Origin of the sequence: Okeanomitos corallinicola TIOX110, assembly GCF_038050375.1 — a bacterium.
Lineage (GTDB): Bacteria > Cyanobacteriota > Cyanobacteriia > Cyanobacteriales > Nostocaceae > Okeanomitos > Okeanomitos corallinicola.
In genome coordinates, this window is record NZ_CP150886.1 from 277,177 (window position 1) to 300,805 (window position 23,629).

The 23,629-nt window shown below is 35.9% G+C and carries 19 protein-coding genes and 2 tRNA genes; 12 read left to right on the forward strand and 9 right to left on the reverse strand.

Going from position 1 to position 23,629, the window contains the following annotated elements; translation table 11 throughout:
- Positions 1-417 precede the first annotated feature (417 nt).
- The gene (locus tag WJM97_RS01200; protein WP_353931256.1) at positions 418-4,068 is read left to right on the forward strand and encodes a WD40 repeat domain-containing protein; all 3,651 of its coding nucleotides are present in this window, start codon (positions 418-420) and stop codon (positions 4,066-4,068) included.
- 94 nt (positions 4,069-4,162) lie between these two features.
- On the opposite strand, the gene WJM97_RS01205 is transcribed toward WJM97_RS01200, so the two are convergent.
- The 3 genes from WJM97_RS01205 to WJM97_RS01215 form a co-directional block, all read right to left on the reverse strand.
- A complete protein-coding gene (locus WJM97_RS01205; protein WP_353931257.1) occupies positions 4,163-4,855 on the reverse strand; it encodes a sugar transferase in 693 nt (230 codons plus the stop codon).
- Positions 4,856-5,257: 402 nt separating this feature from the next.
- A complete protein-coding gene (locus WJM97_RS01210; RefSeq protein WP_353931258.1) occupies positions 5,258-9,757 on the reverse strand; it encodes a hypothetical protein in 4,500 nt (1,499 codons plus the stop codon).
- A gap of 156 nt (positions 9,758-9,913) precedes the next feature.
- A complete protein-coding gene (locus tag WJM97_RS01215) occupies positions 9,914-10,177 on the reverse strand; it encodes a hypothetical protein (protein WP_353931259.1) in 264 nt (87 codons plus the stop codon).
- A 612-nt stretch (positions 10,178-10,789) separates the two neighbouring features.
- On the opposite strand from WJM97_RS01215, the gene WJM97_RS01220 reads away from it, so the two are divergent.
- From WJM97_RS01220 to cobT, 3 genes are all read left to right on the forward strand, one after another.
- Positions 10,790-11,488, forward strand: coding sequence for a Crp/Fnr family transcriptional regulator (locus tag WJM97_RS01220; protein ID WP_353931260.1), 699 nt, complete (start codon positions 10,790-10,792; stop codon positions 11,486-11,488).
- A gap of 107 nt (positions 11,489-11,595) precedes the next feature.
- The gene (locus WJM97_RS01225) at positions 11,596-12,330 is read left to right on the forward strand and encodes a DUF2232 domain-containing protein (RefSeq protein WP_353931261.1); all 735 of its coding nucleotides are present in this window, start codon (positions 11,596-11,598) and stop codon (positions 12,328-12,330) included.
- Positions 12,331-12,364: 34 nt separating this feature from the next.
- Positions 12,365-13,501, forward strand: coding sequence for a nicotinate mononucleotide-dependent phosphoribosyltransferase CobT (gene cobT / locus WJM97_RS01230; RefSeq protein WP_353931262.1), 1,137 nt, complete (start codon positions 12,365-12,367; stop codon positions 13,499-13,501).
- On the opposite strand, the gene WJM97_RS01235 is transcribed toward cobT, so the two are convergent.
- Positions 13,478-13,849, reverse strand: a complete 372-nt coding sequence (locus tag WJM97_RS01235) for a hypothetical protein (RefSeq protein ID WP_353931263.1) — start codon at positions 13,847-13,849, stop codon at positions 13,478-13,480. The two genes, cobT and WJM97_RS01235, sit on opposite strands and share 24 nt — an antisense overlap.
- Positions 13,850-14,059: 210 nt before the next feature.
- Between WJM97_RS01235 and WJM97_RS01240 the strand changes: the two genes are divergently transcribed.
- Entirely contained in the window at positions 14,060-15,202 is a 1,143-nt protein-coding gene (locus WJM97_RS01240; RefSeq protein WP_353931264.1) for an extracellular solute-binding protein, read from the forward strand.
- A 113-nt stretch (positions 15,203-15,315) separates the two neighbouring features.
- Here the strand turns inward: WJM97_RS01240 and WJM97_RS01245 are convergent, their stop codons facing one another.
- The gene (locus WJM97_RS01245; protein WP_353931265.1) at positions 15,316-15,861 is read right to left on the reverse strand and encodes a hypothetical protein; all 546 of its coding nucleotides are present in this window, start codon (positions 15,859-15,861) and stop codon (positions 15,316-15,318) included.
- A gap of 231 nt (positions 15,862-16,092) precedes the next feature.
- Between WJM97_RS01245 and WJM97_RS01250 the strand changes: the two genes are divergently transcribed.
- The 4 genes from WJM97_RS01250 to WJM97_RS01265 all read left to right on the forward strand — a co-directional run bounded on the left by WJM97_RS01250 (position 16,093) and on the right by WJM97_RS01265 (position 17,541).
- Positions 16,093-16,329 (forward strand): DNA-directed RNA polymerase subunit omega, encoded by a 237-nt coding sequence (locus WJM97_RS01250; protein ID WP_353931266.1) that lies wholly within the window; start codon positions 16,093-16,095, stop codon positions 16,327-16,329.
- 122 nt (positions 16,330-16,451) lie between these two features.
- The gene (locus WJM97_RS01255; protein WP_353933078.1) at positions 16,452-16,886 is read left to right on the forward strand and encodes a hypothetical protein; all 435 of its coding nucleotides are present in this window, start codon (positions 16,452-16,454) and stop codon (positions 16,884-16,886) included.
- A gap of 58 nt (positions 16,887-16,944) precedes the next feature.
- Positions 16,945-17,316, forward strand: a complete 372-nt coding sequence (locus WJM97_RS01260; protein WP_353931267.1) for a DUF1818 family protein — start codon at positions 16,945-16,947, stop codon at positions 17,314-17,316.
- Between the two features lie 151 nt (positions 17,317-17,467).
- Positions 17,468-17,541: transfer RNA gene (locus WJM97_RS01265), tRNA-Pro, on the forward strand.
- Between the two features lie 272 nt (positions 17,542-17,813).
- On the opposite strand, the gene WJM97_RS01270 is transcribed toward WJM97_RS01265, so the two are convergent.
- On the reverse strand, positions 17,814-19,193 hold the full coding sequence (locus WJM97_RS01270; RefSeq protein ID WP_353933079.1) for a hemolysin family protein: 1,380 nt from the start codon (positions 19,191-19,193) through the stop codon (positions 17,814-17,816).
- 30 nt (positions 19,194-19,223) lie between these two features.
- The gene (locus WJM97_RS01275; RefSeq protein ID WP_353931268.1) at positions 19,224-19,916 is read right to left on the reverse strand and encodes a hypothetical protein; all 693 of its coding nucleotides are present in this window, start codon (positions 19,914-19,916) and stop codon (positions 19,224-19,226) included.
- A 271-nt stretch (positions 19,917-20,187) separates the two neighbouring features.
- On the opposite strand from WJM97_RS01275, the gene WJM97_RS01280 reads away from it, so the two are divergent.
- Together WJM97_RS01280 and era are read left to right on the forward strand one after the other, a co-directional pair.
- Positions 20,188-20,260 (forward strand) — tRNA-Ile (locus tag WJM97_RS01280).
- Positions 20,261-20,735: 475 nt separating this feature from the next.
- Positions 20,736-21,692 (forward strand): GTPase Era, encoded by a 957-nt coding sequence (era, locus tag WJM97_RS01285; protein ID WP_353931269.1) that lies wholly within the window; start codon positions 20,736-20,738, stop codon positions 21,690-21,692.
- Positions 21,693-21,723: 31 nt separating this feature from the next.
- Here era and WJM97_RS01290 read toward each other — a convergent pair whose 3' ends face one another.
- On the reverse strand, positions 21,724-22,404 hold the full coding sequence (locus WJM97_RS01290) for a M15 family metallopeptidase (protein ID WP_353931270.1): 681 nt from the start codon (positions 22,402-22,404) through the stop codon (positions 21,724-21,726).
- A 35-nt stretch (positions 22,405-22,439) separates the two neighbouring features.
- Positions 22,440-22,685 (reverse strand): membrane protein insertion efficiency factor YidD, encoded by a 246-nt coding sequence (yidD, locus tag WJM97_RS01295; protein WP_353931271.1) that lies wholly within the window; start codon positions 22,683-22,685, stop codon positions 22,440-22,442.
- A 51-nt stretch (positions 22,686-22,736) separates the two neighbouring features.
- Here yidD and WJM97_RS01300 point away from each other — a divergent pair, with 51 nt between their 5' ends.
- Positions 22,737-23,444 carry a diacylglycerol/polyprenol kinase family protein gene (locus tag WJM97_RS01300; RefSeq protein ID WP_353933080.1) on the forward strand — a complete coding sequence of 236 codons (708 nt, stop codon included), beginning with the start codon at positions 22,737-22,739 and terminating at the stop codon, positions 23,442-23,444.
- The last annotated feature ends 185 nt before the right edge of the window (positions 23,445-23,629 follow it).

Sequence of the window (23,629 nt, forward strand, 5' to 3'; positions counted from 1 at the left end):
AAGATCAACTCAACTGCATAGTTCAAAAGCCAACACAACCATCAGTGATTGTTAAACTGTGATTTAAACTGGCTGATGATCTACTATCTGATTCATTGTGTATAGATTATTAATCTCTGTCAGTGTATAAAACTTGATTAGGCAAGTCAAAAAAATTTTATTTGCCTTTATTTGCCTTGATATTGCGGTATATGATATACGCAAGTTACGTAAAGTTGAAAATATATGTGTAAAAAAATACTTAATAAATTGACATCAAAAAATAAATAAAAAATAAAAATTACTCTTAAGCGTTATTTGAAAGGTATCCTATAAAACTAATAACCACCGAATAAACCACGCTACCATACAGGAGAAAGCGTATAAAGCTTATCCTAAAGGGATATGTGGGGAATTGTAGCATTTAAAGAGGATATCATGCCTAGATCATCTATCCGACCTTCTGAAAAAGGTAAGAAACAAATTCAACAGGCTGTTGAAACATTAAAAAACAATCATAATCTAAAAACAGATCATGATGTAATTGAGTATCTAAAAAAAAGAACAACTATTACTAGATGTCAACAAAAAACAGAGATATCTACAGATACGATTAAAAGATTTTTGGGAATAAAAACCGATAAAGAAAAAAAACAACAAGGATTATCTAAAAAATATTTTCAACAATTGTGCCAAATATTAGAATTAGATTGGCAAGAAATAGCCAATTCCAAGAACAATATCAATCAAGATTGGGGTGATGCACCTCATGTTGATATCTTTTTTGGACGTTCAACAGAATTACAAACCTTAGAAAAATGGATTTTGACAGATAAATGTAAATTAGTGGGAATTTTTGGTTTTGCAGGTATTGGAAAAACAGGATTGTCGCTCAAATTATGTAAAGGTGGTATTGGTAAAACTGATTTATCTTTAAAGTTAGCTCAAGAGATACAAGATAATTTTGAGTATATCATTTGGAGATCATTAATAAATGAACCATTAATTGAAGATATTTTAACAGATTGGATTCAATTTTTATCTAATTATGAAGAAATTAATTTACCTGAAACTATAGATGAAAAAATAACTTTATTATTAAAATATTTAAGCCAAAGTAGATGTTTAATCATTTTAGACAATATAGAACCTATTTTGAAAAATCATCAAAACACGGTAGATTACAAAAAACAACATCAGGATTACGGTAAATTATTTGAGAGAATTGCCACCAAAGAACATCAAAGCTGTTTGTTACTAACAAGTAGAGAAAAACCGCAAAATTTAACTAACTTAGAGGAAAAAAATCAGTCATCCATTAAATCTCTACAATTACAAGGATTATTACCTTCAGATGGTAAGCATATATTTGAGGGAATTATTAATAATTTTACAACTTCAAATTCAGAGCAAGAATGGCAACAACTAATAGATTTTTATGATGGTAATCCTTTAGCTTTAAAATTAGCGTCTCAACTGATTAAAAATACTTGTTCTGGTAAAATTGCTAACTTTTTAGAATATACAGAAAACAAACCTACATTTACAAAACTTTATGATTTAATAGATTGGCATTTCGAGCGACTGAATAAACAAGAACAAGAGGTTATGTACTGGTTAGCAATTAATCGTGAACCTATGTCCATATCTCAAATCAAAAATTATTTAATTTCTCCAAGTTCAAAAAAATTATTACTAGAAACATTGCAATCACTACAAGAAAAGATAACCATTCAAAAGATTGAGAATAAAGACCTAGAAGAAAATGAATATTATAGTCTTCAACCTATGCTGATTGAATATATGACAGATAAATTGATTGATGTAGTTTGCCAGGAAATTCAATCAGGTAATATTAATCATTTGCAAAGTCACACCTTGTTACAAGCTCATACTAAAGATTATGTCAGAGAAAGTCAAAGAAGAGTTATTCTGACTCCAATTATAGACAGACTGATTCTAGATATTTTTGGATGTCAATCTAATTTAGAAGTAGAACTAAAAAATATATTGAAAACAGAAAAAGATAAATATAAAGTCACAGGAAGAAGTGGATATTTAGGAGGTAATATTATTAATTTAGCTTGTCAGCTAAATACAGATTTGAGTAGTTATGATTTTTCGCATCTGAAAATATGGCAAGGTTATTTTCAATGTATTAATTTACATGGTGTTGACTTTTCCTATTCTGATTTATCAACATCAGTGTTTATGGAATCATTTGGTAGTGTTCATGCAGTAGCATATAGTCCCGATGGAAAATATTTTGCTATAGGAGAATCTCAAGGTTATATTTATCTATTTAAAGTTAATGATAGACAAAAATATAAAGTTTTTAAAAGACATAATTGGTGGGTAGTGTCTCTACAATTTAGTCCTGATGGACAAAAATTAGTGAGTAGTAGTTTAGATAAAAGTATTAAAATTTGGGATATAAATACTACTCAATGTCTTCATTCTTTAGAAGAACATACAGAGTGGATTTGGTCAGTTGATTTTCACCCGAATGGAGAGATTTTAGCTAGTGGATGTGATGATAAAACTATTAAAATTTGGGATGTGAATACAGGAAAATGTTTACAAACTTTGAGAGGACATAAAAATGCAATTCCCTCAGTTAAATTTAGTCCGGATGGTAAAATTTTGGTTAGTGGTAGTGCAGATAAAACCATAAAAGTATGGAACATAAAAACTGGACAATGTGTTAAAGAAATTGACGCTCATTGCCCAAGTATTTTTTCCTTGGCTTTTAATTCTGATGGGACAAAAATGGTGAGTGGAAATTTAGATAGAACCGTCAATGTTTGGGATACCATAAATTGGCAGTCTATAGCCACTTTACAAGGTCATAATTTAGGAGTAAAAACAGTTGATTGGACGGATGATAATCAATTTGTAGCAACTGGTAGTTTGGATAGTAGCATCAAGCTTTGGAACACAGATAATTGGCGATGTGTTAAAAGTTTACATGATCACAAAACTTGGATTTGGTCAATAGCTTTCAGTCCTGATTCTCAGACTCTTATTAGTGGAGATAATAATCAAATTCTAAAATTATGGGATATTAAGACTGGGAATTGTATTCACACTTGGCATGGGTATAATAATTGGGTTTATTCAGTAGTATTTAGTCCTAATGGACAGTTTTTAGCTAGTGCAAATTTAGACCATACAGTCAGGCTTTGGGATGTCAAAACTGGAAAATTGCTGAAAACTTTAAAGGGGCATAAAAAATGGGTTTGGTCAGTAGTATTTAGTCCCGATGGAAATTTGTTAGCTAGTGCTAGTGATGACCCAAGTGTTAAGCTGTGGGATGTGAATACAGGTGAATGTTTAAAAACTTTTGAAGATCATAAGAAAGACGAACAAGGAGGAATTTGGACAGTGGCTTTTAGTCCGGATGGAAAATTTTTAGCTACTGGAAGCCAAGATACAATAGTAAAATTGTGGGATATTCATAGTGGAAATTTGGAAAATTTAAAAGCACATCACCATTGGATTTGGGATGTTAAATTTAATCATGATGGAAAAATATTAGCAAGTGCTAGTGATGATCACACTATAAATTTATGGGATGTAAAGACGCGAAAATTGATCAAAACTTTAAAAGGTCATAGCAATAAAGTGAAATCAATTGCTTTTAGTCCTGACAATCAAATTATTGTTAGTGGCAGTGAAGACTGTACTGTAAAACTATGGGATGTGAAAACTGGCAAGTGTTTTAAAACCCTGGAAGGACATAAAAGTTATGTTTATTCAGTTGCATTTAGTTTTGATGGTGAAATAATTGCTAGTAGTAGTCATGATCGCACTATTAAACTATGGAATATCACAGATGGAGAATGTATGAAAACTTTATCTGGTCATACAGATGCAGTTATGTCAGTTAATTTTAGTTCTGAACATGAATTATTAGCTAGTGGTAGCACTGACCAAACAGTGAGACTGTGGGATATAAGGACGGGTGAATGTGTGAATATTTTAAGACCTAAAAGGCCATACGAAGGAATGAATATTACCGGAGTTACAGGTATAACTGAAGCTCAAAAAAATAGTCTTCAAGATTTAGGTGCGTTGGATAATGTCTAATAATTTCTTATGAATAAAGTTATGTTACTTCCTATATTTGTAAGGGTTTAGCACTGCTAAACCCCTATAAAATTTATTATTTACTAACAAATTATTAATAAGCACCTTTTCTATTTAAAACTACTCCAATAGTTTTAATAATCAACTGCAAATCATAGGTGATAGACCATTTGCGTTGATAGTCCAAATCCATACTGACAATTTTCTCAAATTCTGTGATGGTAGAACGTCCATGAGTTTGCCATTCTCCAGTTATACCCGGTTTAACTCTTAATCTTTCCCAGTGATGAGACTCATAATTAATAACTTCATCTGGGGTGGGGGGACGAGTTCCAACTAAACTCATCTCTCCTTTTAAAACATTCCAAAATTGGGGAAGTTCGTCTAAACTGGTACGTCTTAAAAATTTCCCTAAAGGAGTAATACGATGATCATTTGTAGATTTAAAAATATTACCTTGGGCTTGGTTTTTAACTAGATGTTTAAGTTTATCTGCGTTAACTACCATAGAGCGGAATTTCCAAATCCTGAAGGTATGTCCATTAAGACCGCAACGAATTTGAGAATAAAATATGGGGCCTGGATCAATAATTAGAGTGGCGATGGCAATGGGGATTAATACCAAGGATGTGATCATTAAACCAACGATTGCACCGAGTATATCAATTAATCTTTTTATACTATTTACCGCTGATGGATGGGTGTCAGGTTTGGATAATAAACTGGTAATATTCGCATCGGCTACGGTATATTTTATCGCTTTATTTCTTAGTGTAGATGATTGCATATTTGTGTTTAAATTGTATTACTTTATGCCGAAGTTGTATTTTGAACCATTGAAATCTAGGATAAATTGAATTCAATACAATTCTAAGTAATATTTCTGAGTATATAAAGCCTTAAAGGCAAAAATTCATAAAATCTTTTTATTGCATAGATGAATTTTAAATTTTTGATGTTTTTTGTCAGCAGATAGATGACAGGGTAAAAACAGAAGTCACGAAAAAACCAGAATTTGAAAGGTATTTTGCGTAAGTCCTGTCAAAAATGCCCATTCGAGATCATGTTATGTTTTAACTCGGAAATGGGCATTGATGAATCTAGCTTCAACAAAAATTTACGTAAATTTTCTGATCGCTCCTATAAATATCTTTCTGAGGGGGGAAGTATTTTTGAAGAAAACATGATGTTAGGAATTGGCAGCTACAGCAAAATTAACTGCTAATGGTTCTTCTAGAGATTGCAGCGCACTATCTTTAATTGCATCTAGATAACGACGCAATAAGATAAGTTGTTGAAGATTGGGACGATAAGAGAGATTACCTTGTTTTTCAAAGAGTGATGTAGAGGCGATCGCCTGATAATCAGGATTTTCTTGAGATTTTTTGGTCAACCAAATAGAGTATAAAGATTGATCAGCCTGGGTTTCTGTTGCACCTTCTGAGATAAATACAGGTACTAAACCCGCTGGTAGTTCACCTTCCAAGAAAGCCAGTAACCTTTGTTGACAGATGCGGGTATTAATTCCCCGACTTTCAAATAGCTGTAGAACTTCACCAAAAGAAAGAGAACGAGTAGTTTCACCACGTAAATTATCAGATAAAATTTTGAGCAACTCATTAAACAAAAAGTAATCTGTGTACTGTTGTCTAGCGATTTCTAAAACTTGGGGATACAGAGGTAACATCGTCAAACCATAAGCTACCCGACTGCAATTAGGAGCGCCATTGCTACCCAAATATAAATCTTGCACTATTTTGGCATTGGGTAATTTTTGTCTTAACCAACGGTTGACTGTACTGATAGAAGCGACTCCACCGGAAAGAATCGCTTGATTTATTGCTTCCGTGGGAACACCGCGAGCTACCAATAATTTATTAACTTCTCGGTTGAGACGACGCACATAGGGAACAAAAATTTGGGTTTCTAAATCTCGGCGCTGCAATAACCAACGTTGATCAGCTATTTCTAAGGTAAAAGATTCTTGATGTTGCAAAATTAATTTTAAAGCCAACGCAGCATCTAACAAACCCTGTCCTAATAAAGAACTTTCTAATCTTTGTTGTAAGCGGATACGAGCAGTTACATCTGGCTCTCCCACTCGTGGTAATTCTAAACCTTCTAGACTTAAACTAGACCATTTAATTTGATCTAAACCAGGGATAGAAGGTTGCCAAGACTGAGGGTGATTGGTGGTAGCTTGACTACCATTTTGCGTTGTTCCACGGGGTTGGCGTGATTTTGGTGGTAGTAATAATTGACAAATAATATCTTGCTCAATCGCTTTACCTCCATAGGAAAAACCATGTAGCATGAAATCCTTGTGTGTCAATTCACTCAAATCTGTGGGTAAATCAACCAATGCCATTTCCGTAGCAGCTGCACCAACATTCAATGTTAAAGTGCTACCGATACATGATTCCGGATTAGTTTTTAAAGGTTGTAAACCTTCACCATTATTTAATTGCACAAATTGAGAATGACCAAAATCAAGTTCTGGTAGTAAAGTAGCGATCGCCTCCTCTACAAAAAATATCTGTTGAGCATGGGAGACAAGCTGACTAGTAAGTATAGCTTCCCGCACATTAAAGCGATATTGTTCAGACCAACTAGATGGACAAGTACAAATCACACCAGCCAAATTATTAATAATTGTCAGGAAAGTTTCATTATCTATCCCCGCACCATGAGCAATTAACGCCGGAGTGGTACTGATTTGATCTGACTTGAGAGTTAACAGTAATTTAGAGAGCGATCGCAATACCCAAATCAAAGGCCCTGCTGAAAATTCATTTAATTGCAGCACAGGTTCCCATTTTTGCTGACTATTTTTATAAGGAATTGCCACCTGTAAAAAAGGCTTTAAATGAGTAGAGTAAAGATTTTGTTTTGGTGCTGACTTAGAAATATTATTATCCTGTGCTACCACCGCAGGTGTTGTCTGCTCCGGATTTTCCTTATCTATTGCTGAGTTGGGAACGGAAGCAGTCGGTAAATAAACCTCTGCCGGCAAACGAAATGATTGATCAAAAGAAATTTCACCAGATTTATTTTCTGCTGACCAATAAATCGGATAAACAACCAATTGAGAACGATCCAACAAAGCCGCAGAAATCCCCGTTGTACCCAAATCAATTCCTAAATACCAAACTGAGTGAGGATTGATAACTCCTAAATTAGCATTATCACTGGAATTACCCTCTAAATCTTCAGAGACAGGTACAGCAGACTCCGATATGAAATTTTCCCCCCCCGTTGTTTTTTCAGTTTCATCAACATACAAATCAGCAACAGCAGCCAATGGTACATTCTCATTAGTTGGACTGCTATCTGCCATCACCATTTCTACATTTTCAATCTCCGCACTACCATACACAAAACCTTGAGGAATTTGTAAATTAGTTATTTGTTCTGAGCGTGTATTGTCATCCACAAAATCTTGAGAACTTTGTAAATTAGTTATTTGTTCTGACTGTGTATTGTCATCCACAAAATCTTGAGAACTTTGTAAATTAGTTATTTGTTCTGACTGAGAATTTAGCCGCCCATCAAAACTTGCTAAGTCTTGATCCAATTGCTGCAACTGAGCTTCATCTAAAACAATATTGGGAATACCTTCTGTTTCCCCATTTTCATTTTCTAAAGACAGTAAATTTTCCTGTGGTGAAGCTGTAATATATCCTGGTCTTGTTAAATCCGTTGCTCTCATTGATTCCTCTTCTGAAGAGGTAACAACTGGATTTTCTAATATTTTTGGTTTTACCTCTTCCTGACTGGGTAAAACTTCTGTAACTTGTTCTGTGTCGTTAAATTCAACTAATAAATCAGTTAGCACCGTAATTGTATCACTACTATCTGGATGAGAATCCATCAATTTTGGAGTGCTGGCAAATTCCGCCTGTGATTGAGTATCCTCCGGTAATAAGGGTTCTTCCCATAAGTCTACTTGTTCTGTAACTGCTACCAACTCAGTGGTATTTTCCGGTATGGATGACTCTGAAGTAACTAATAAATTAACCTCTGGTTGCTGTGTTTCTGATAAGGGTATACTTTCAGCAGGAACAGCGGTAGAAACTTCATTTGTGACTGCTACAGTAGTCTCAGCACTGGAACTCACAGCATCTGTACCACCAAACAAACTTGCATACAGTTCATCTACTTCATCAATATCAATATTCTCAACTTCAGGTTCATTTGGACTGGTGAAATTCGCTGTTACTGGATCTGAAGGCCTTTGTGTAGTCAACTGTGATAACAAAATATCCAGATTTTCAATAATTTCTGGTTCTTGGGTATCTGTTGCTAGGTCAGAAATTAGTTCTTCAGTTACAGAAACTTGTAAATCCTCTGCCACTGTAGTTAACGGTTCTGGTGAGTAAAGTTGTGATAATACAGTATCTAAATCCTCAACAATCTCCGTTGTTTTAATCTCATCTGTCGGCTCTAAAATTAACTCTTCCTGAACATAAGATTGTGATTCATCAGCTTGAGTCAAATTTTCTTCTACAACAAGAGATGATTCTTCAACTGTTAGTTCTGATAATACAGTATCTAAATCCTCAAAAATTTCCGTTGTTTTAATCTCATTTGTCGGCTCTAAAATTAACTCTTCCTGAACATGAGATTGTGATTCATCAGCTTGAGTCAAATTTTCTTCTACAACAAGAGATGATTCTTCAACTGTTAGTTCTGATAATACAGTATCTAAATCCGCAACTATGTCCGATTCCGGAATTTTTGTAGTCTGCTGGGAAACTACTTCCTCCGCACTGGGAGCAACTGTTTTTTCTTCTGTACCAACATCTACCCCAAAAACAAAAGGTGGAGCATCTGGAGAATGTTCTTGTAAGTATTGACGCAAATTATTTAAGAAATTTGTCATCAACTGTTCACCTTGCATCTCCTGACTGTGCATTCTAGTCAGTGCTTGGGATAAAGACTGATAATAAGTATTAATGTTACGTTCTAATGCTTGAAATACAACATTAACAGTTCCATCCAATGATAGTAAACGTTGATCTAAATCTCTAGCCAGAACATTTAACTTTTCTAGTCCCTGAGTTGATTCTAAAACTGATTGAATATTAGAAGATATATTAACTTCTTGACTATTCTCTCTGTTAATCAAACCAGAGGAACTAGGTGCATTTTGTGACAAATACGGGATTAAATTTGGCACCAAACGATTCGTCAGAACTTGTATAAACTCGTTAATTATTTGTTCTTGGTTAGCTAACTGTTGCGTTAAAGAATAATTTTGGAGTCGTTTTTGTTCTAATTGCCTAATTTCTTGAACTAGAGCAGTTCTTTCTTCTAATAAACCTGAGACTTCTGTCTGTAATGGTTGAATTATTACTGATATTTGCTCTTTTAATTGTTCTATATTGAGGTTTAACTGTTCTTGTAAATAATTATCAGCAACAGTTTTGTTTTGTTCTTGCTCTACATATCGCGTAATCAATGATGATAGTGGTGGTGTCTGTGACTGCTCAGGATTAGTCACCTCCGGTATTGGTTCTGGTGTTTCACTTTGATCAATTGATACCAAAAACGCACGTACTCGCTGTAAAACATTCTTGTCATCTTCTCCCTGACCAGATAGTAGTTTGGACAGGGGATTGCTACTATTGACAAGCAACTGGTCAATATCTGCAATCAGTTTGTTAATTTCATCTTTATTGAAAGTCACTTGATAAGTACCTTAGCTAGAAATGTACTGAGATGTTTATTGTATTTAAAATCATGGAGATTGAGTAAGACATAAAATTGTTTACTCACACCTCTGGGGGTTATTCGTAGCTAGATTAGTGATTTTCTAACTACCGAACCCGTGACTCACACTTAATTAAAATACTTCCCAAATCATGTTTCTGGTAATTATGTCGAAATTTACATATAAAATACCATCATCATCGGTGGTGAGGCATGGGTAAAAAGCCATGTCCGATGCCCAAGGTGGTAAGGGACTATCCCTGTTAAACATTGAAGGAGTAGGTTTACCACCACTTTTAATAAAGACACCAATACCCATGGAAAGACCCATAAATATCTTTAAGTATTTTTCTAGAACACTAAAGGGTTGCCCGGATACCACAAACAAGGTAAACATAATTCTTTTACCCTGGCTGATGTACTTCACATTGACCACAACTAAATTAGAGTAGCAATAATGAATGGCAGGGAGCATCCCAAATGTGCAAATTTATTTTGCTCTAACTAAGAAAAAGCCTCAAGGCTGGATATGATTGAACCGCAAAGGACGCAAAGTACACAAAGGGAAGAGATTTGTAGAGAGTTTTGGGAGTAGCTAAGTTTATTTTTTCAAAATTGGGATGCTCCCGAATGGCATAGCTCAAAACCCAAGAGCATTGACTAGTAAACTCAAATCTACTAATTATGTTATGAATTACTAGGAGATACAACTTAATCCAGAGGCTTCGCTATCTTTTGCATCGGTTTGCTGCCGTTTTGAGTTGGTTCAGGTGTAAAATCAAAACTTTAAGCTTGATTATGTGGTTATAGTCACAGGGAGGTAAAACAGGTGTAATTTATCAGTAAATAATAAGAGACTGTAAAGATGATTAAGAAAAAATTATATAACCCTATTCTTGTGTAACATAATTTAGTTTCCTGTTTGCGGTTAGTGGTAATTTTTCCAAATCTTAGGTTAAAAACACTGGAATTGTTTGTTCTATTAATAGCATTTAATAAATATGTCCTAATGGAAGATAGATATAACTCGCAGTCATCCGACCACAATTGGATCACTTCAGCACCCTTTTTCCAAGGTTTGCCTGAATCTACTGTACAAGTAACTCTTACTCATCTTGTTACCCGTAGCCACCCATCTAACCAAGTGATACTACTGGAAAATGACTGGGGTGGTTCAGTCTATTTTGTCGTAAATGGATGGGTTAAAATACGTACTTATAATTTAGAAGGAAAAGAAGTAACTCTAAATATCATTGGTAATGGCGAGTTATTTGGAGAAATGGCCGCTTTAGATGAAGTTCCCCGTTCTACTGATGTAATTACTCTGACACCAACAACTATTGGTAGTATGCCAGCCCAGGATTTTGTCAAATTGTTACAAATAGAACCTCTGGCTGGTGTAAGATTGGCGCAATTAATGGCCAGAAGATTAAGACAAGTCAACCGTCGTCTACGCTTACGAGAATCCGATAGTCAATCACGGGTGGCTGATACTTTATTGTTTTTGGCAGATGGTCAAGGTAAGAGAGGAGATACAGGAACGGAAATTCCTAACTTACCTCATCGTGAGTTAAGTAGTTTAAGTGGTTTAGCCAGGGAAACAGTGACTAGGGTACTGACAAAGCTGGAAAGAAAAGGCTTGATTATACGGGAACAAGATGTTATTTGCATTCCCGATGTGTCAGCTTTGGAAAAGACGATTATTTAAAAGTTGCCTGGGAAATGGTTGTGAAATTTTGTCGTGTCCTAACCATCTTTTCTGTAGCTATGTCAGTAAGCTGTTAGCATTTACTTCTAACAAATTACAAATTACTAATGAGTATTTTAAATTCTTCACCTGACGAACCGGAGGCAGATCCATCCCTAGAATCATCAAATGCCAGTCTTAGTAATAATTTAGAGCAACAACCGCTACAACGTCCCCAGGTTAAGGTTGATGCACCTCTGAGAATGGTAGAAACTGCTTTTTTGGCCAGCACTGCAAGTTTGATTTGGTTTATTAATTTCTATTTTCCTTTGGGTCCAGTCTTACGAATATTTTTCCCAGTCCCCATTGCTTTGGTTTATTTGCGTTGGGGTAAACGTGCTGCATGGATGTCTGCTGTTACTTCCGGGTTACTTTTGTCCGTTTTGATGGGGCCAGTTCGCAGTATGCTATTTGTGATGCCTTTTGCCTTGATGGGTGTGTTGTTGGGGGCAACTTGGCATCGGCGTGTACCTTGGATTGTTTCCATTACTTTAGGTACGCTGTTGGGTACTTTGGGTGTGTTTTTCCGGTTGTGGTTTTTGTCAATGTTGTCTGGTGAAGATTTGTGGGTATATGTGATTAACCAGGTAACAGAAATTATTGAATGGATTTTCTTAAAACTGCAAATATTGGCGACTCCTAGTGTATTTGCGATTCAGTTAGGAGCTATGCTGTTGATTGCTTTTAATAACTTAATTTATTTATTTGTGGTTCACCTGGCAGCGTGGTTACTTTTGGATCGTCTGGGAAATCCTATCCCCCGTCCTCCTCGTTGGGTACAGGTATTGATGGATTATGAATAGTGATTTGTGATTGGTGATTGGGGAAAAGTAACTAATGACTAATATTAAAATTTATACACAAATTGAACGGGGTGAGGCTTGGTTAAGACGTTATCGCGGTAGTTTCCCTGTGTTTGCTTGTGTTTTAGGTTTTACTGATACTTGTTTAATTCCTGGTATTTCTGCGGCTGGTTTAACTCCAGAGGATAGAAAATATACGGCTTGTGCTGATGCGGAATTTTTATATTATGGTGCAGGACATCAGGCGGTTTACCCTTTACCTCCTTTGACTGCTGGTGCTTCTCCGGTGGTAATTTCTCGCGCTGTGGTGGAAGAACTCAAAATACCTGTTTATTTATTTAATGCGGGTTTAAATTTAATTCCTGCTGTACCATTAATTGATCTGGGTGGGACGAAGGCTAGGTGTGTAAGTACGGGTACGGCGATGGCAATAGGCACTGTTAAACATTTGCTAGAACAGGGTTTGTTTTGGGGTTCTCAACTCAGTGCTGATATTACTGATGGATATTTGATTTTAAGTGAGTGTGTTGTTGGTGGTACTACCACGGCTTTGGCAATTTTGACTGGTTTGGGTATTGATGCTAACACTAGGGTTAACAGTAGTCATCCTGTTTGTAATCATGCCCAAAAGTGGAATGTTGTCCAAACAGGGTTAGGAAAATTTGAACATGACAATTTTACAGATCCTCTAGAACTGGTAGCTGCTGTGGGTGATCCTATGCAGGTGGTGGTGGCGGGAATGGCGATCGCCGCTAGTCGTAAATGTGGGGTTTTATTGGCTGGTGGTACACAAATGTTGGCTGTTTATGCTTTGCTACAAGCGATCGCTAAAACTTATTCTTTGTCTTGGCAACCAGAAGCAGTGGTTGTGGGTACAACCCGCTGGGTAACAGAGGACTCTACAGGGGCCACGGTTGACTTAGCTCTTAATCTAGGCACAAACAGCATGAATTTGGGTACGGAAATTCCGCCCCTAATAGCTACACAATTAAGTTTTGCTGATTCTCGCTATCCCCAACTCCAAGCTTATGAGCAGGGATTTGTTAAAGAAGGTGTTGGTGCTGGTGCTGCCTGTATAGCCGCCTATCTAAGTAAAAATTGGCAGCAAGAACAACTTTTAACAGCCATTGAATCTCAAATTGAGCAATTAATGAATTCTCTGCCGCATTAATTGTTCTTCTAAAGCAGCAATTCGATTATATGCGGCTGTTAATTGTGCCGTTAGTCTTTTGATTTGTAGTTCTGCTGTTATTTGCTTTCCGCCTGTTTGTTGATTATTTGGATAAATCCCATCAATTAACACATCCTTGTGTTCTAAATCAGAATTGAAACTTACTTGTTTTTTGAATTTGAAAGTTTCGACTTGATGTTTTTCTAGATAATTGTCTTCTATTTGCGTTTGCTCTAAAAAGCAATCTGATAACCCTTGAGACAGTTTTCTGTCTAGGCTCTCAATTACTTGATGTAGGGCATCTACTTTATCACTTAAAGTTAGTATCTGTTGCTGTAATGAATCCATTTAATACCTTTTAATACCTCATATTCCCAAATAATTTCTTTATGTTATTCAATTTACTGTCAATGTTAAAAATACTTATGATTTATTTAATCTTTTACATAAATCAAGTTTCTGCCACTTTCCCCGGACAGGAATAAAATTCTGTGTTTTTCTGAACTTTGTTTGCGCCTATGCTTAAAATTATGTTTATAGTTCTAAATTTAAAAATCAATGGATAGAAGGTCTTTTTTACTGGGTACAAGCGGAATCCTGGTGTCTCAAATACTCATAGGATGTAATAATCAGAACCAGAACCAACTAAAAATACAGTTATTAAAGGGTTCTATACCAGGTCAGGTAGTTAACCAATTTCGTAAAACTTTGGAGTCAGGGACAAAATTAAATTTCGTTCCCATTAATCAAATTAATATCGCCTTTAAACAATTACAAACTTGGCAACAACCAAAAGAACCAGGATGGGAGCGTTTTATTCCATTTCGACAAAATCAAAAAACCGCTCCATCTGATTTAGTGACGTTGGGAGATTATTGGCTAAAAGCAGCTATTGAACAAAAACTAATTCAGCCCTTAGAAACAGAAGAAATCAAACAATGGTCAGCATTAAATCAAAAATGGCAGCAACTGGTTAAACGGAATAATCAAGGTAATATAGACCCGAATGGTCAAGTATGGGCTGCACCTTATCGCTGGGGTAATACAGTCATTGTTTATAATCGGGAAAAGTTGCGAGAATTTGATTGGCAACCAACAGACTGGAGTGATTTATGGCGGGAAGAATTGCGATCGCGGATTTCCTTACTCAATCATCCTAGAGAAGTAATTGGTTTGGTTTTAAAAAAACTTGGAAAATCTTACAACACAGAAAATATTGCCAAAATAGCCAACTTAGAAACAGAATTACAAACCTTAAATCAACAAGTGAAATTCTATGATTCCACCACTTACCTAGAACCACTAATTATTGGCGATACTTGGTTAGCTGTAGGTTGGTCAAGTGATGTCATACCCTTACTCAGTCGTTATCCAAAACTGGGTGCAGTAATTCCCCAATCAGGAACAGCAATTTGGGCTGATTTATGGGTAAAACCAGCAGGGGTGAAAAAAAATGATTTACAATCTCGATGGATTAATTTTTGTTGGCAACCAGATATAGCTAAACAAATTATTAAATTTACAGAAACTAACTCACCAATCCCTACAAATATTGCTGATGCTGATATTTCAAAACCATTACAAAGACTGTTATTAAATAACCAGAATTTATTTAATAAAAGTGAGTTCTTACTACCATTATCACCGGATACAAATAAGCAGTATGAGACTTTATTTAAGCAGATGAAAAATGCCGCTTAAACCAAGCTGTTTCTCAATACAGCAGAATTCAGGAGTCAGGGGTGAAACTAGCTTGGTGTCTAAGTTTCAATTTTGATTCTGTACCTAATTGATCTGCAATTTGCTGTAAATTCCTAAAAATCTGATGTTTGGGTCAAACCTAACCGGCTTTGGAAATTCATTTTAATATTACATAAATCTGGTTTAACATCTAGATTACAGGTATATGTTGCTAACAGTTCCTGTTGATAATTAAAAACTCGAATGTTATAACCAAACCCTCTGGCAATTGTACCTACCTTATTCACAAATTTGTAGCGTTCTAAATAATCTAACAAACTCCAAATTTGTTGATTGACAATCAAATCTACACGGGCTGATTCACTGACAGAAGCAGGATATGCTATCCAATTATCTAAAAGTTTATTTTCTGATATTTGTTTGGCCCACCATAAACTAGGAATTGTTAAACCTTGGGAAGCGATGGTATCAGCTGTGATTACAGAACCGTTAGGTTCATTTAATAAACTTAATTCTAAGGGAGCATTGGAGGCCAGAGGTATGTTTTCAGCCTGTGATGAATAAATTGGTAAAATTGCCAAGGTAGTCAAGCTGAAGCTAAATATTCTCAATATGAGTGATAGTGATTTTTGATGGGTAACAAAGTTGAATTTCAGCATAATTTAGGTTGAATGGAAAATAACTAGAAAAATTTTAGTTTTAATAGGTAAAAAGAAAAAATGGTTTTGGGGGTTTTGATGATTTTACTTTTTTTTACATAGGTTTTTCACACTGACGTACTTACTTAATCAATAAACATAGAAACATTACCGTGTTATTGACAATATCTAAAATTTCCAACTTTATCTTGATACTGCTAAACTGGTTGAGAATCCCAACAGTCAATAATTATGCTAAAGCGTTCCAAGTTCGAGACAACCCAGTCTCAAATTATGCACCGTGCAGAGGATCTGATCAGCGCAGCCTCAAATCGCTATCGGATTACTGTTCAAGTGGCCAACCGCGCCAAGCGTCGCCGTTATGAAGACTTTGAAAATAACGAAGATGCGATTATGAAACCTGTACTCAGAGCAATTATTGAAATGTCTGATGAACTAAATCAGCCGGAAATTATCGGGGAATTATAACTTTTGTGACGCTGGGAATTGGGTGTAAGTTTCCAGTTCCCAGTTTTTTGAGGTTAATAAAGATGAACAAGAAAAGAGCTTTATTTTTCAGTTTTAAATCAAAACCGATCATTGCCTTGATAATGATCATTATCGCAGTTTTGGGTTTGGGTGGCTCAAATTTTCTGAGTGTTAAACCTGCTATGGCCCAGATTATTAGCCCTAGTGATGTTTGGCAAATTGTTTATCAGCAATTACCAGATTTACCAAAAGAAAATCAATATATAAGTAAAGATACTGGTAAGGTAGGTGAAAATAACACCTTAGCTAGTCGCTTGATTCGTTATCACATTTATACTAAAGGTAGATCCCCCATCTATCGTTTAGATTGGAAGTTAACTTTAGCTGACTATCTTGAGGCAAATGAGGTTATTTATGAAGCATCCTATCCAGGTAATGACTTTTTACGTCAAAACCCCTTACCAGGCGATCGCCAAGCCATAGCCAAACTTACCCGCAAACAACGTAATGATTTAGTTCAAGTTTTAGTTAATATCTACAATCCTAGCAACAGGTGACAGGTTAAAGTTGACAGGTTACAGGTGACAGCTTATAGGTTGCATAATATTTTTACCAATGACTAATACAAAAGTAATTAAAAGCGGAAATGGTTGGCGTATAGGTTGGAATCCAGACGCACCAAAGTTCAAAGGCTTAGTTGGTACAGATGATTGGGCAATAGAATTAACAGAAGCTGAACTAAATGATTTTTGTCGCTTAGTGAGTCAGCTTGCAGATAGCATGAAGCATCTAGCCTCTGAATTAATGGATGAAGAAAAAATTGCCGGTGAAGCGGAAAGTGAGCTTTTATGGATGGAAGTCGAAGGATATCCCCACAGTTACAGTTTGCGCTTGATTCTCAATACAGAGCGTTGTGTAGAAGGAAAATGGGATGTGGAAGCTGTGCCAGGTTTATTGCAAGCTGCGGCTGTCCTAAAAGTGTTCTGAAAATTGTTCTGAAAAGTTTTCTAAAAAAGGCTTGCCATTTTCCTGAACATCATGTTAATTTAGTGAGAGTGACTTAATTAGTTTAAGATTCACAAATTTGGCATAAATCCCCAAGCCAAAATATAGAATCTAAAACGTACGATTAAGTAAACGGGGCGTAGCGCAGCTTGGTAGCGCGCCACTTTGGGGTAGTGGAGGTCGTGGGTTCGAATCCCGCCGCTCCGATTGATTTAAAAGTCTTAATATATCCCTATTTTGTCGCTTTCCGGATGAAGCAAGTAGTAAATAAACCTTTTTACCTGGAAGCATAAAAGGGTTTAAATCTATTCATTGCATCAATTAAGATGATTGAATCCAAGCAATAAATCGGAATTGGGAAAAATATCAAGCCAGGGATAAATCAACCAAAATAGTCAGAGAGGTTGAACAATTAAGCGCAGATGATTGAGAACATTCTTCCATCCACTTCTTGTCACATCTTATTTGCAACCACCTTCTCACCCGTTAAGTTCTGGAAATCTCCTAATTTGAATTTGGTGTAATCGTGGTCCAATTACCGATACTACAGTAAATTCTAGATTTTCATAACGTAAAGTCTCCCCCTTAGTGGGAATTGCTTGTAGTTGATACAGTAAAAACCCACCCAAGGTTTGATATTGTCGCGTTAAAGGTAAATTGGTATGTAACACCTCATTGATTTCTTCTAAATTAATCTGTGCTTGCACTAAAAATGTTTGCGGATCTAACATTTCAATCAGCAAGTCATCGCTAACATCTGGTTCACCTGCATCACCTATAATCTCAGCAATTACATCTTGAATTGTCACCAGTCCCACAATACCGCCAAACTCATTAACAACAATCACCATTGCTGGTTTTTCTTGCTGCATCATGGGTAATAATTCACTTAACAAAGTCTGTTCTGGAACAAAGCGAGGGGGACGTATCCAAGGTTTAATCTGTGATTCTAAGGTCAATTTTCCTGTAGCTAGAGGTAATGCCAAATCCTGAAAGTAAACAATACCGCAAATATTGTCTAAAGACTCACCAATAACAGGATAACGGGAATGACCAGTCACAGTTATTTCTTCCAAAAATATTTGGAATGTAGCATCTTCAGATAAAGTCACAATGCTATTCCGGGGAATCATCACATCTTGAGCAGTAATGTCTCCAAATTCAAACACATTATTCAGTAGCTCACGTTCTGCTAATTCCAAACCCGTTGATTCCCGTTCTGTGGAGATAATCAATTGCAACTCTTCAGGAGTTACAGGTGGCCGCCAACTTTGACCTGTGTATTCAATGCCAAATAACCTTAACAGGTAACGGGTTGATTGATTGAGAACCCAAATTACTGGACTGAAAAATCGGACTATCGCTCTGACTGAAGGAGCTAAGAACCTGGCCAGTTGTTCCGAATACAACATCGCAATTGACTTAGGAAATAACTCCCCTAAGACAATTTGTAAATAGGCAATTAAAAAAAATGTGATGGGAACTGAGAAAGAATGAGCCAGAAAATTACTCAAATTCCCAGGTAAAGACCAGGACTGTAACCAAGCCTCTAACAAAACAACAATGGTACTTTCGCCAATCCAACCTAAGGCCAAACTAGAAAGAGTAATTCCTAATTGAGCAGTAGACAGCAATCTGTCTATACTACGTTGTAATGTTTCTACTGCGATCGCAGGTATATCACCAGCCTGAACTAGCTGATGAATACGAGTTCGTCGCACAGTTACCATGGAAAATTCCGCTGTTACAAAGAAGGCATTAATTGCAATCAGCAGTAGAACTGATAACAATCGCAACCCAATATCTGTCCAAATTAAGTCAGGAGAACCGATCACCGCTAAAGCTCGTGCCAAAATTATGCCGATACCAACAAGCTAACAATAGCATTTCTATTTTTCCACAGGAATATCAGAGACTTGTAACTTTAGTTTTTGCGCTGGATAATCCGTGAGAGCTAGTGATATGCTACCAACATTATCTAGTAAAGCTGTAGGAATGCTGATAGTACCTGTAAATGTTGGTCCATTTGCTGGTAACTCTGCTGGTAATCCTTCTGTAATCGCGCTTAGGGTTCTACCTTTATCGTCTGTAACATCTAAAAAACTATATAAAAATCTGACAGAGTCAGCACCTTGATTTTGCATTTTCACTCTTACTAATAAATCCCCACCGGAGTAACGAACAGATTGTACAGACATAGATACACCTTCGCTGTCAGAAACAATAGGAAATCCTGGTTTTAGTTTTTCTTGAGCTACTTCTTCCTGCTTTTCTGTTGTTTTTGTCTTTTGAGGTTTGATTTCATCATTATCTTGAGTGGTTTTTTTCGCTGTTTTATTTTCCTGGATTCTGGCTTTGGTACTTTTGATGATGTCTTCCTCTTTTAACAGGGTGATTCCTACCTGTTGCACTTTGTTATTATTACTACTAGAAAATTTGGTGGTAGGACGACCATCCGGTGACGATACACCCTTGAGGGCAGAGCTACCCATGGTAAACCCTAAAAATGCACTGACAGAACCTGCTCCCAGCATGAGAGTTAACAATACCAAGGTGAGAATTACAGTGGAATTTATTTTCATCGCTAATAATCTATTACAAGCTAACAATAATTGTTTTAAAAGGATTATGACGTTAATGCCCGATTATGGAAACTAACTTCATCATTATTCTGCAAAAAAGTATCAAACCGCTATCATTCTCTGAATTTGTAATTAACAAAGTTTCATCATTAGATTCTATAAGCTCAGAAATTTTTTTTGTTAACTCTATAAAAATATGCTATAATTGCCTACGTGTGTTTATCTAAAAGTCAAAAGTACATAAACTTAGACTAGATGATAACAAAAACGCGCGCCTTTGGCCGATTGGGGAGGCAACGAACTCATAATTCGTCTTCAGGCTGGTTCGATTCCAGCAGGGCGCACTTTACAAAACAACTTCATATCGCACATCATCTAGACGAATTATGATTTCGCCGTATACTCTTGTAATACTGGTAAATAGAGTAATTAACTAGCAGTATTTTAAGGTGAAGATGGAAGCTTTTGCAGTGGATAAGTAGTTGCCTACTTTCTCCCAGTTTTCTCTCAATACAACCATTGTATCGCCAAAACAACAACTTACGGGTAATTGGTTGATTATGGTTTCGCCCATTCGCGCTGTTACTTTGTGTTATTTGTGTAAATCCTGTAACAATTAAACGCAGATGAAGAAATATGGATTTAGATAGATAATAATGATTGTAGAATTTTCACGTTTATCTGTTTCTAAAATAGATTAAACTGAAAGTTAAGATGATGGTGTACAGAATTGGCAAGTTGATTATTTCTGATTTTACATCTGTGTTTATCTGTGGTTAATTATTATTTAGCCAGTAAAGTATTAAGGTGTAGTTAAAAATGATTGATAGTAATAATGATATTTTATCATTTTCCGAAGCAGTAACAATCCCTCAAGCTGCTCCTAATTTTAAATCCGGTTTTATTGGCATTATTGGCCGTCCTAATGTGGGTAAATCAACTTTGATGAATGAGTTGGTAGGACAAAAAATTGCGATTACTTCTCCTATTGCTCAAACTACTAGGAATCGTTTACGGGGAATTTTAACTACTGAAAAAGCGCAGTTAATTTTTGTAGATACTCCGGGAATTCATAAACCCCATCATCAATTGGGAGAAGTGTTGGTAAAAAATGCCAGAATTGCGATTGAGTCGGTGGATGTAGTTCTGTTTGTAGTTGATGGTGCGGTTGTTTGTGGTGGTGGCGATCGCTTTATTGTGGATTTACTTAAAGGTAGTCAAATACCAGTAATTTTAGGGATTAATAAAGTTGATCAACAACCTTTAGAGTTTCAACAAATAGATGAAAGTTACTTACAGTTAGCTAGGGAAAATAAATGGCAAGCTGTTAAGTTTTCTGCCTTAAATGCTACGGGTTTATTAGAATTACAAGATTTATTAATTGACAATTTAGAACCGGGTCCTTTTTATTATCCACCGGATTTGGTTACTGATCAACCGGAAAGATTTATTATGGGTGAATTGATTCGAGAACAAATTTTATTGTTAACCCGTGAAGAAGTTCCCCATTCTGTGGCGATCGCCATTGATTTAGTCGAAGAAACCCCAGCTATTACCCGTGTTCTTGCTACTATTCACGTTGAAAGAGACTCCCAAAAAGGCATTTTAATTGGTAAAGGTGGGACAATGCTAAAGTCTATTGGTAGCGCTGCACGGCAACAAATTCAAAAACTAATAGCGGGTAAAGTTTATTTAGAATTGTTTGTGAAAGTACAACCAAAATGGCGACATTCAAGAGTTAGGTTAGCAGAATTGGGATATAGAGTTGAAGAATAGGTTTAACAGATTGGTAATGGGTAATAACAACTTACAACACCAATCGCCCATAAATTGCTGTAGGTTGATGAGATAACCAAGCCCACATTTGATCACCATAGGAAAAATGCCACCATTCTCTGGGGTTGCGTGTAAATCCCACTTGCATCATCACATCATTCAACAACTGTCGTAATTGATGAAATTCTGGGTTTTTATTAATAAAAAAATCGGGGTAGGAACGATCAGACATTTCATCAATGGGTGAACCCATATTCACAACTTCCCCATGATTATTTACTAAAGTAATATCCACCGCAGCACCTGTACTATGAGGGGGAGGAGTATTCATATCTAAACTTGGTACAGCCCAAATATCATAAACTTGTTGCCAAATTGCTGCTAATTCTTGGGGTGATAAATCTGATTTTTTTAGTTCTTTTTCTGTTACAGCTTGTGCAAAACTATAATCAACCATAAACTGTTGTACAGCCACTGGGCGGTAAGCGTCAAATATTTGAATATACCAATCAGGATGTAATGAATGTAGATAATTCTGAGCAGCAATTAATTTTTCAACAACAGTTTTTCGCAGAAAATAAGGTGAATATTTTCCATAATTAGCACCTAATTTTTCGTAAGGATGGGGAGTTTCTACAGCGAATAATTCTAGAGGTATTTTGACTAAAATTTCGCCAGATTCAATGATATTAATTTTATGATATGGACGCATAATTTTTATTGATAAACTAAAAAATTACTAATTTTTCATTCATGATCTTGACAACATGAATGTTTTTCCTTTTCAGGAACAGGATCATAACCTCCAGGGTGGAAGGGATGACAACGTAGAATTCGCCCAATAGCCATCCAGCTACCACGGATAACCCCAAAACTTTCAATAGCTTGAATAGCATACATTGAACAAGTAGGTTGAAAGCGACAAGTGGGGGGAAATAGGGGAGAAATAAACAACCGATAACCCTTAATTAGCCAAATTAATAATATTTTCATGACCAAATCGTTTACAGTAGTATCGAAGTGCTAGAATCATCAGTTACGCCATTGTTTACTACATTTCCTAGTTTAGAATCTACTTTCCCATTGTGGCTGCAAATTAGCATCTCTGCTGCTTGGGTATTATTGATAATTCTCATCGCTTGGTTGGTGAGTCGCTTTACTGACAGCGAACCCGAAATTATTCGTAAAATAGTTCATATTGGCACAGGCAATGTAATTTTACTAGCCTGGTTACTAAATATTCCTGCCATAGTTGGGATTACAGCTGCTATTTTAGCTAGTTTAATTACTCTATTATCCTACATTTTTCCGATTTTACCAGGAATTAATAGTGTTGGTCGTCAAAGTTTGGGAACATTTTTCTATGCTGTTAGTATTGGGATTTTAGTTGCTGTTTTTTGGGATTTGCAACAACCTCAATATGCAGCTTTAGGAATTCTTACTATGGCTTGGGGTGATGGACTAGCGGGTTTAATTGGGAGAAGATTTGGTCAGCATAAATATCAACTGTTTGGCTCAAATAAAAGCTGGGAAGGTTCTTTAACTGTAACTCTTGTGAGTTTATTGGTTTGTATTTTAATTTTATTGGCGACACAAGGTAATAGTTGGGAAATATGGTTAATATCAATAGTTGTAGCGATAGTAGCTACAGCTTTAGAAGCTATTTCTTTTTTAGGTATTGATAATTTAACAGTTCCTATTGGTAGTGCAGTTTTGGCTTATGGACTGGTGCAAATTCTAGCTTTGAATTGAAATAGAAACCGAAAATCAACAGTAATTACGATAGATTTATTAAATACATTCAAAAAGCTCTGTTATTAAAGAGATAAACTTTCCATCTTTAGCTTTATCTATAAAAATTTAAATATTTTATATCTACTTTGGGGAGTAAATATAGTAATTTGGATTTATATCCCTAGATTTATGAATTACTTAGC

Bases quoted from the DNA above. Each gene is read 5' to 3' on its own strand.
- WJM97_RS01200 (WP_353931256.1), top strand. From the start codon at position 418: ATGCCTAGATCATCTATCCGACCTTCTGAAAAAGGTAAGAAACAAATT.
- WJM97_RS01205 (WP_353931257.1), bottom strand. From the start codon at position 4,855: ATGCAATCATCTACACTAAGAAATAAAGCGATAAAATATACCGTAGCC.
- WJM97_RS01215 (WP_353931259.1), bottom strand. From the start codon at position 10,177: ATGTTTACCTTGTTTGTGGTATCCGGGCAACCCTTTAGTGTTCTAGAA.
- WJM97_RS01220 (WP_353931260.1), top strand. From the start codon at position 10,790: ATGGAAGATAGATATAACTCGCAGTCATCCGACCACAATTGGATCACT.
- WJM97_RS01225 (WP_353931261.1), top strand. From the start codon at position 11,596: ATGAGTATTTTAAATTCTTCACCTGACGAACCGGAGGCAGATCCATCC.
- cobT (WP_353931262.1), top strand. From the start codon at position 12,365: ATGACTAATATTAAAATTTATACACAAATTGAACGGGGTGAGGCTTGG.
- WJM97_RS01235 (WP_353931263.1), bottom strand. From the start codon at position 13,849: ATGGATTCATTACAGCAACAGATACTAACTTTAAGTGATAAAGTAGAT.
- WJM97_RS01240 (WP_353931264.1), top strand. From the start codon at position 14,060: ATGGATAGAAGGTCTTTTTTACTGGGTACAAGCGGAATCCTGGTGTCT.
- WJM97_RS01245 (WP_353931265.1), bottom strand. From the start codon at position 15,861: ATGCTGAAATTCAACTTTGTTACCCATCAAAAATCACTATCACTCATA.
- WJM97_RS01250 (WP_353931266.1), top strand. From the start codon at position 16,093: ATGCTAAAGCGTTCCAAGTTCGAGACAACCCAGTCTCAAATTATGCAC.
- WJM97_RS01255 (WP_353933078.1), top strand. From the start codon at position 16,452: ATGATCATTATCGCAGTTTTGGGTTTGGGTGGCTCAAATTTTCTGAGT.
- WJM97_RS01260 (WP_353931267.1), top strand. From the start codon at position 16,945: ATGACTAATACAAAAGTAATTAAAAGCGGAAATGGTTGGCGTATAGGT.
- WJM97_RS01275 (WP_353931268.1), bottom strand. From the start codon at position 19,916: ATGAAAATAAATTCCACTGTAATTCTCACCTTGGTATTGTTAACTCTC.
- era (WP_353931269.1), top strand. From the start codon at position 20,736: ATGATTGATAGTAATAATGATATTTTATCATTTTCCGAAGCAGTAACA.
- WJM97_RS01290 (WP_353931270.1), bottom strand. From the start codon at position 22,404: ATGCGTCCATATCATAAAATTAATATCATTGAATCTGGCGAAATTTTA.
- yidD (WP_353931271.1), bottom strand. From the start codon at position 22,685: ATGAAAATATTATTAATTTGGCTAATTAAGGGTTATCGGTTGTTTATT.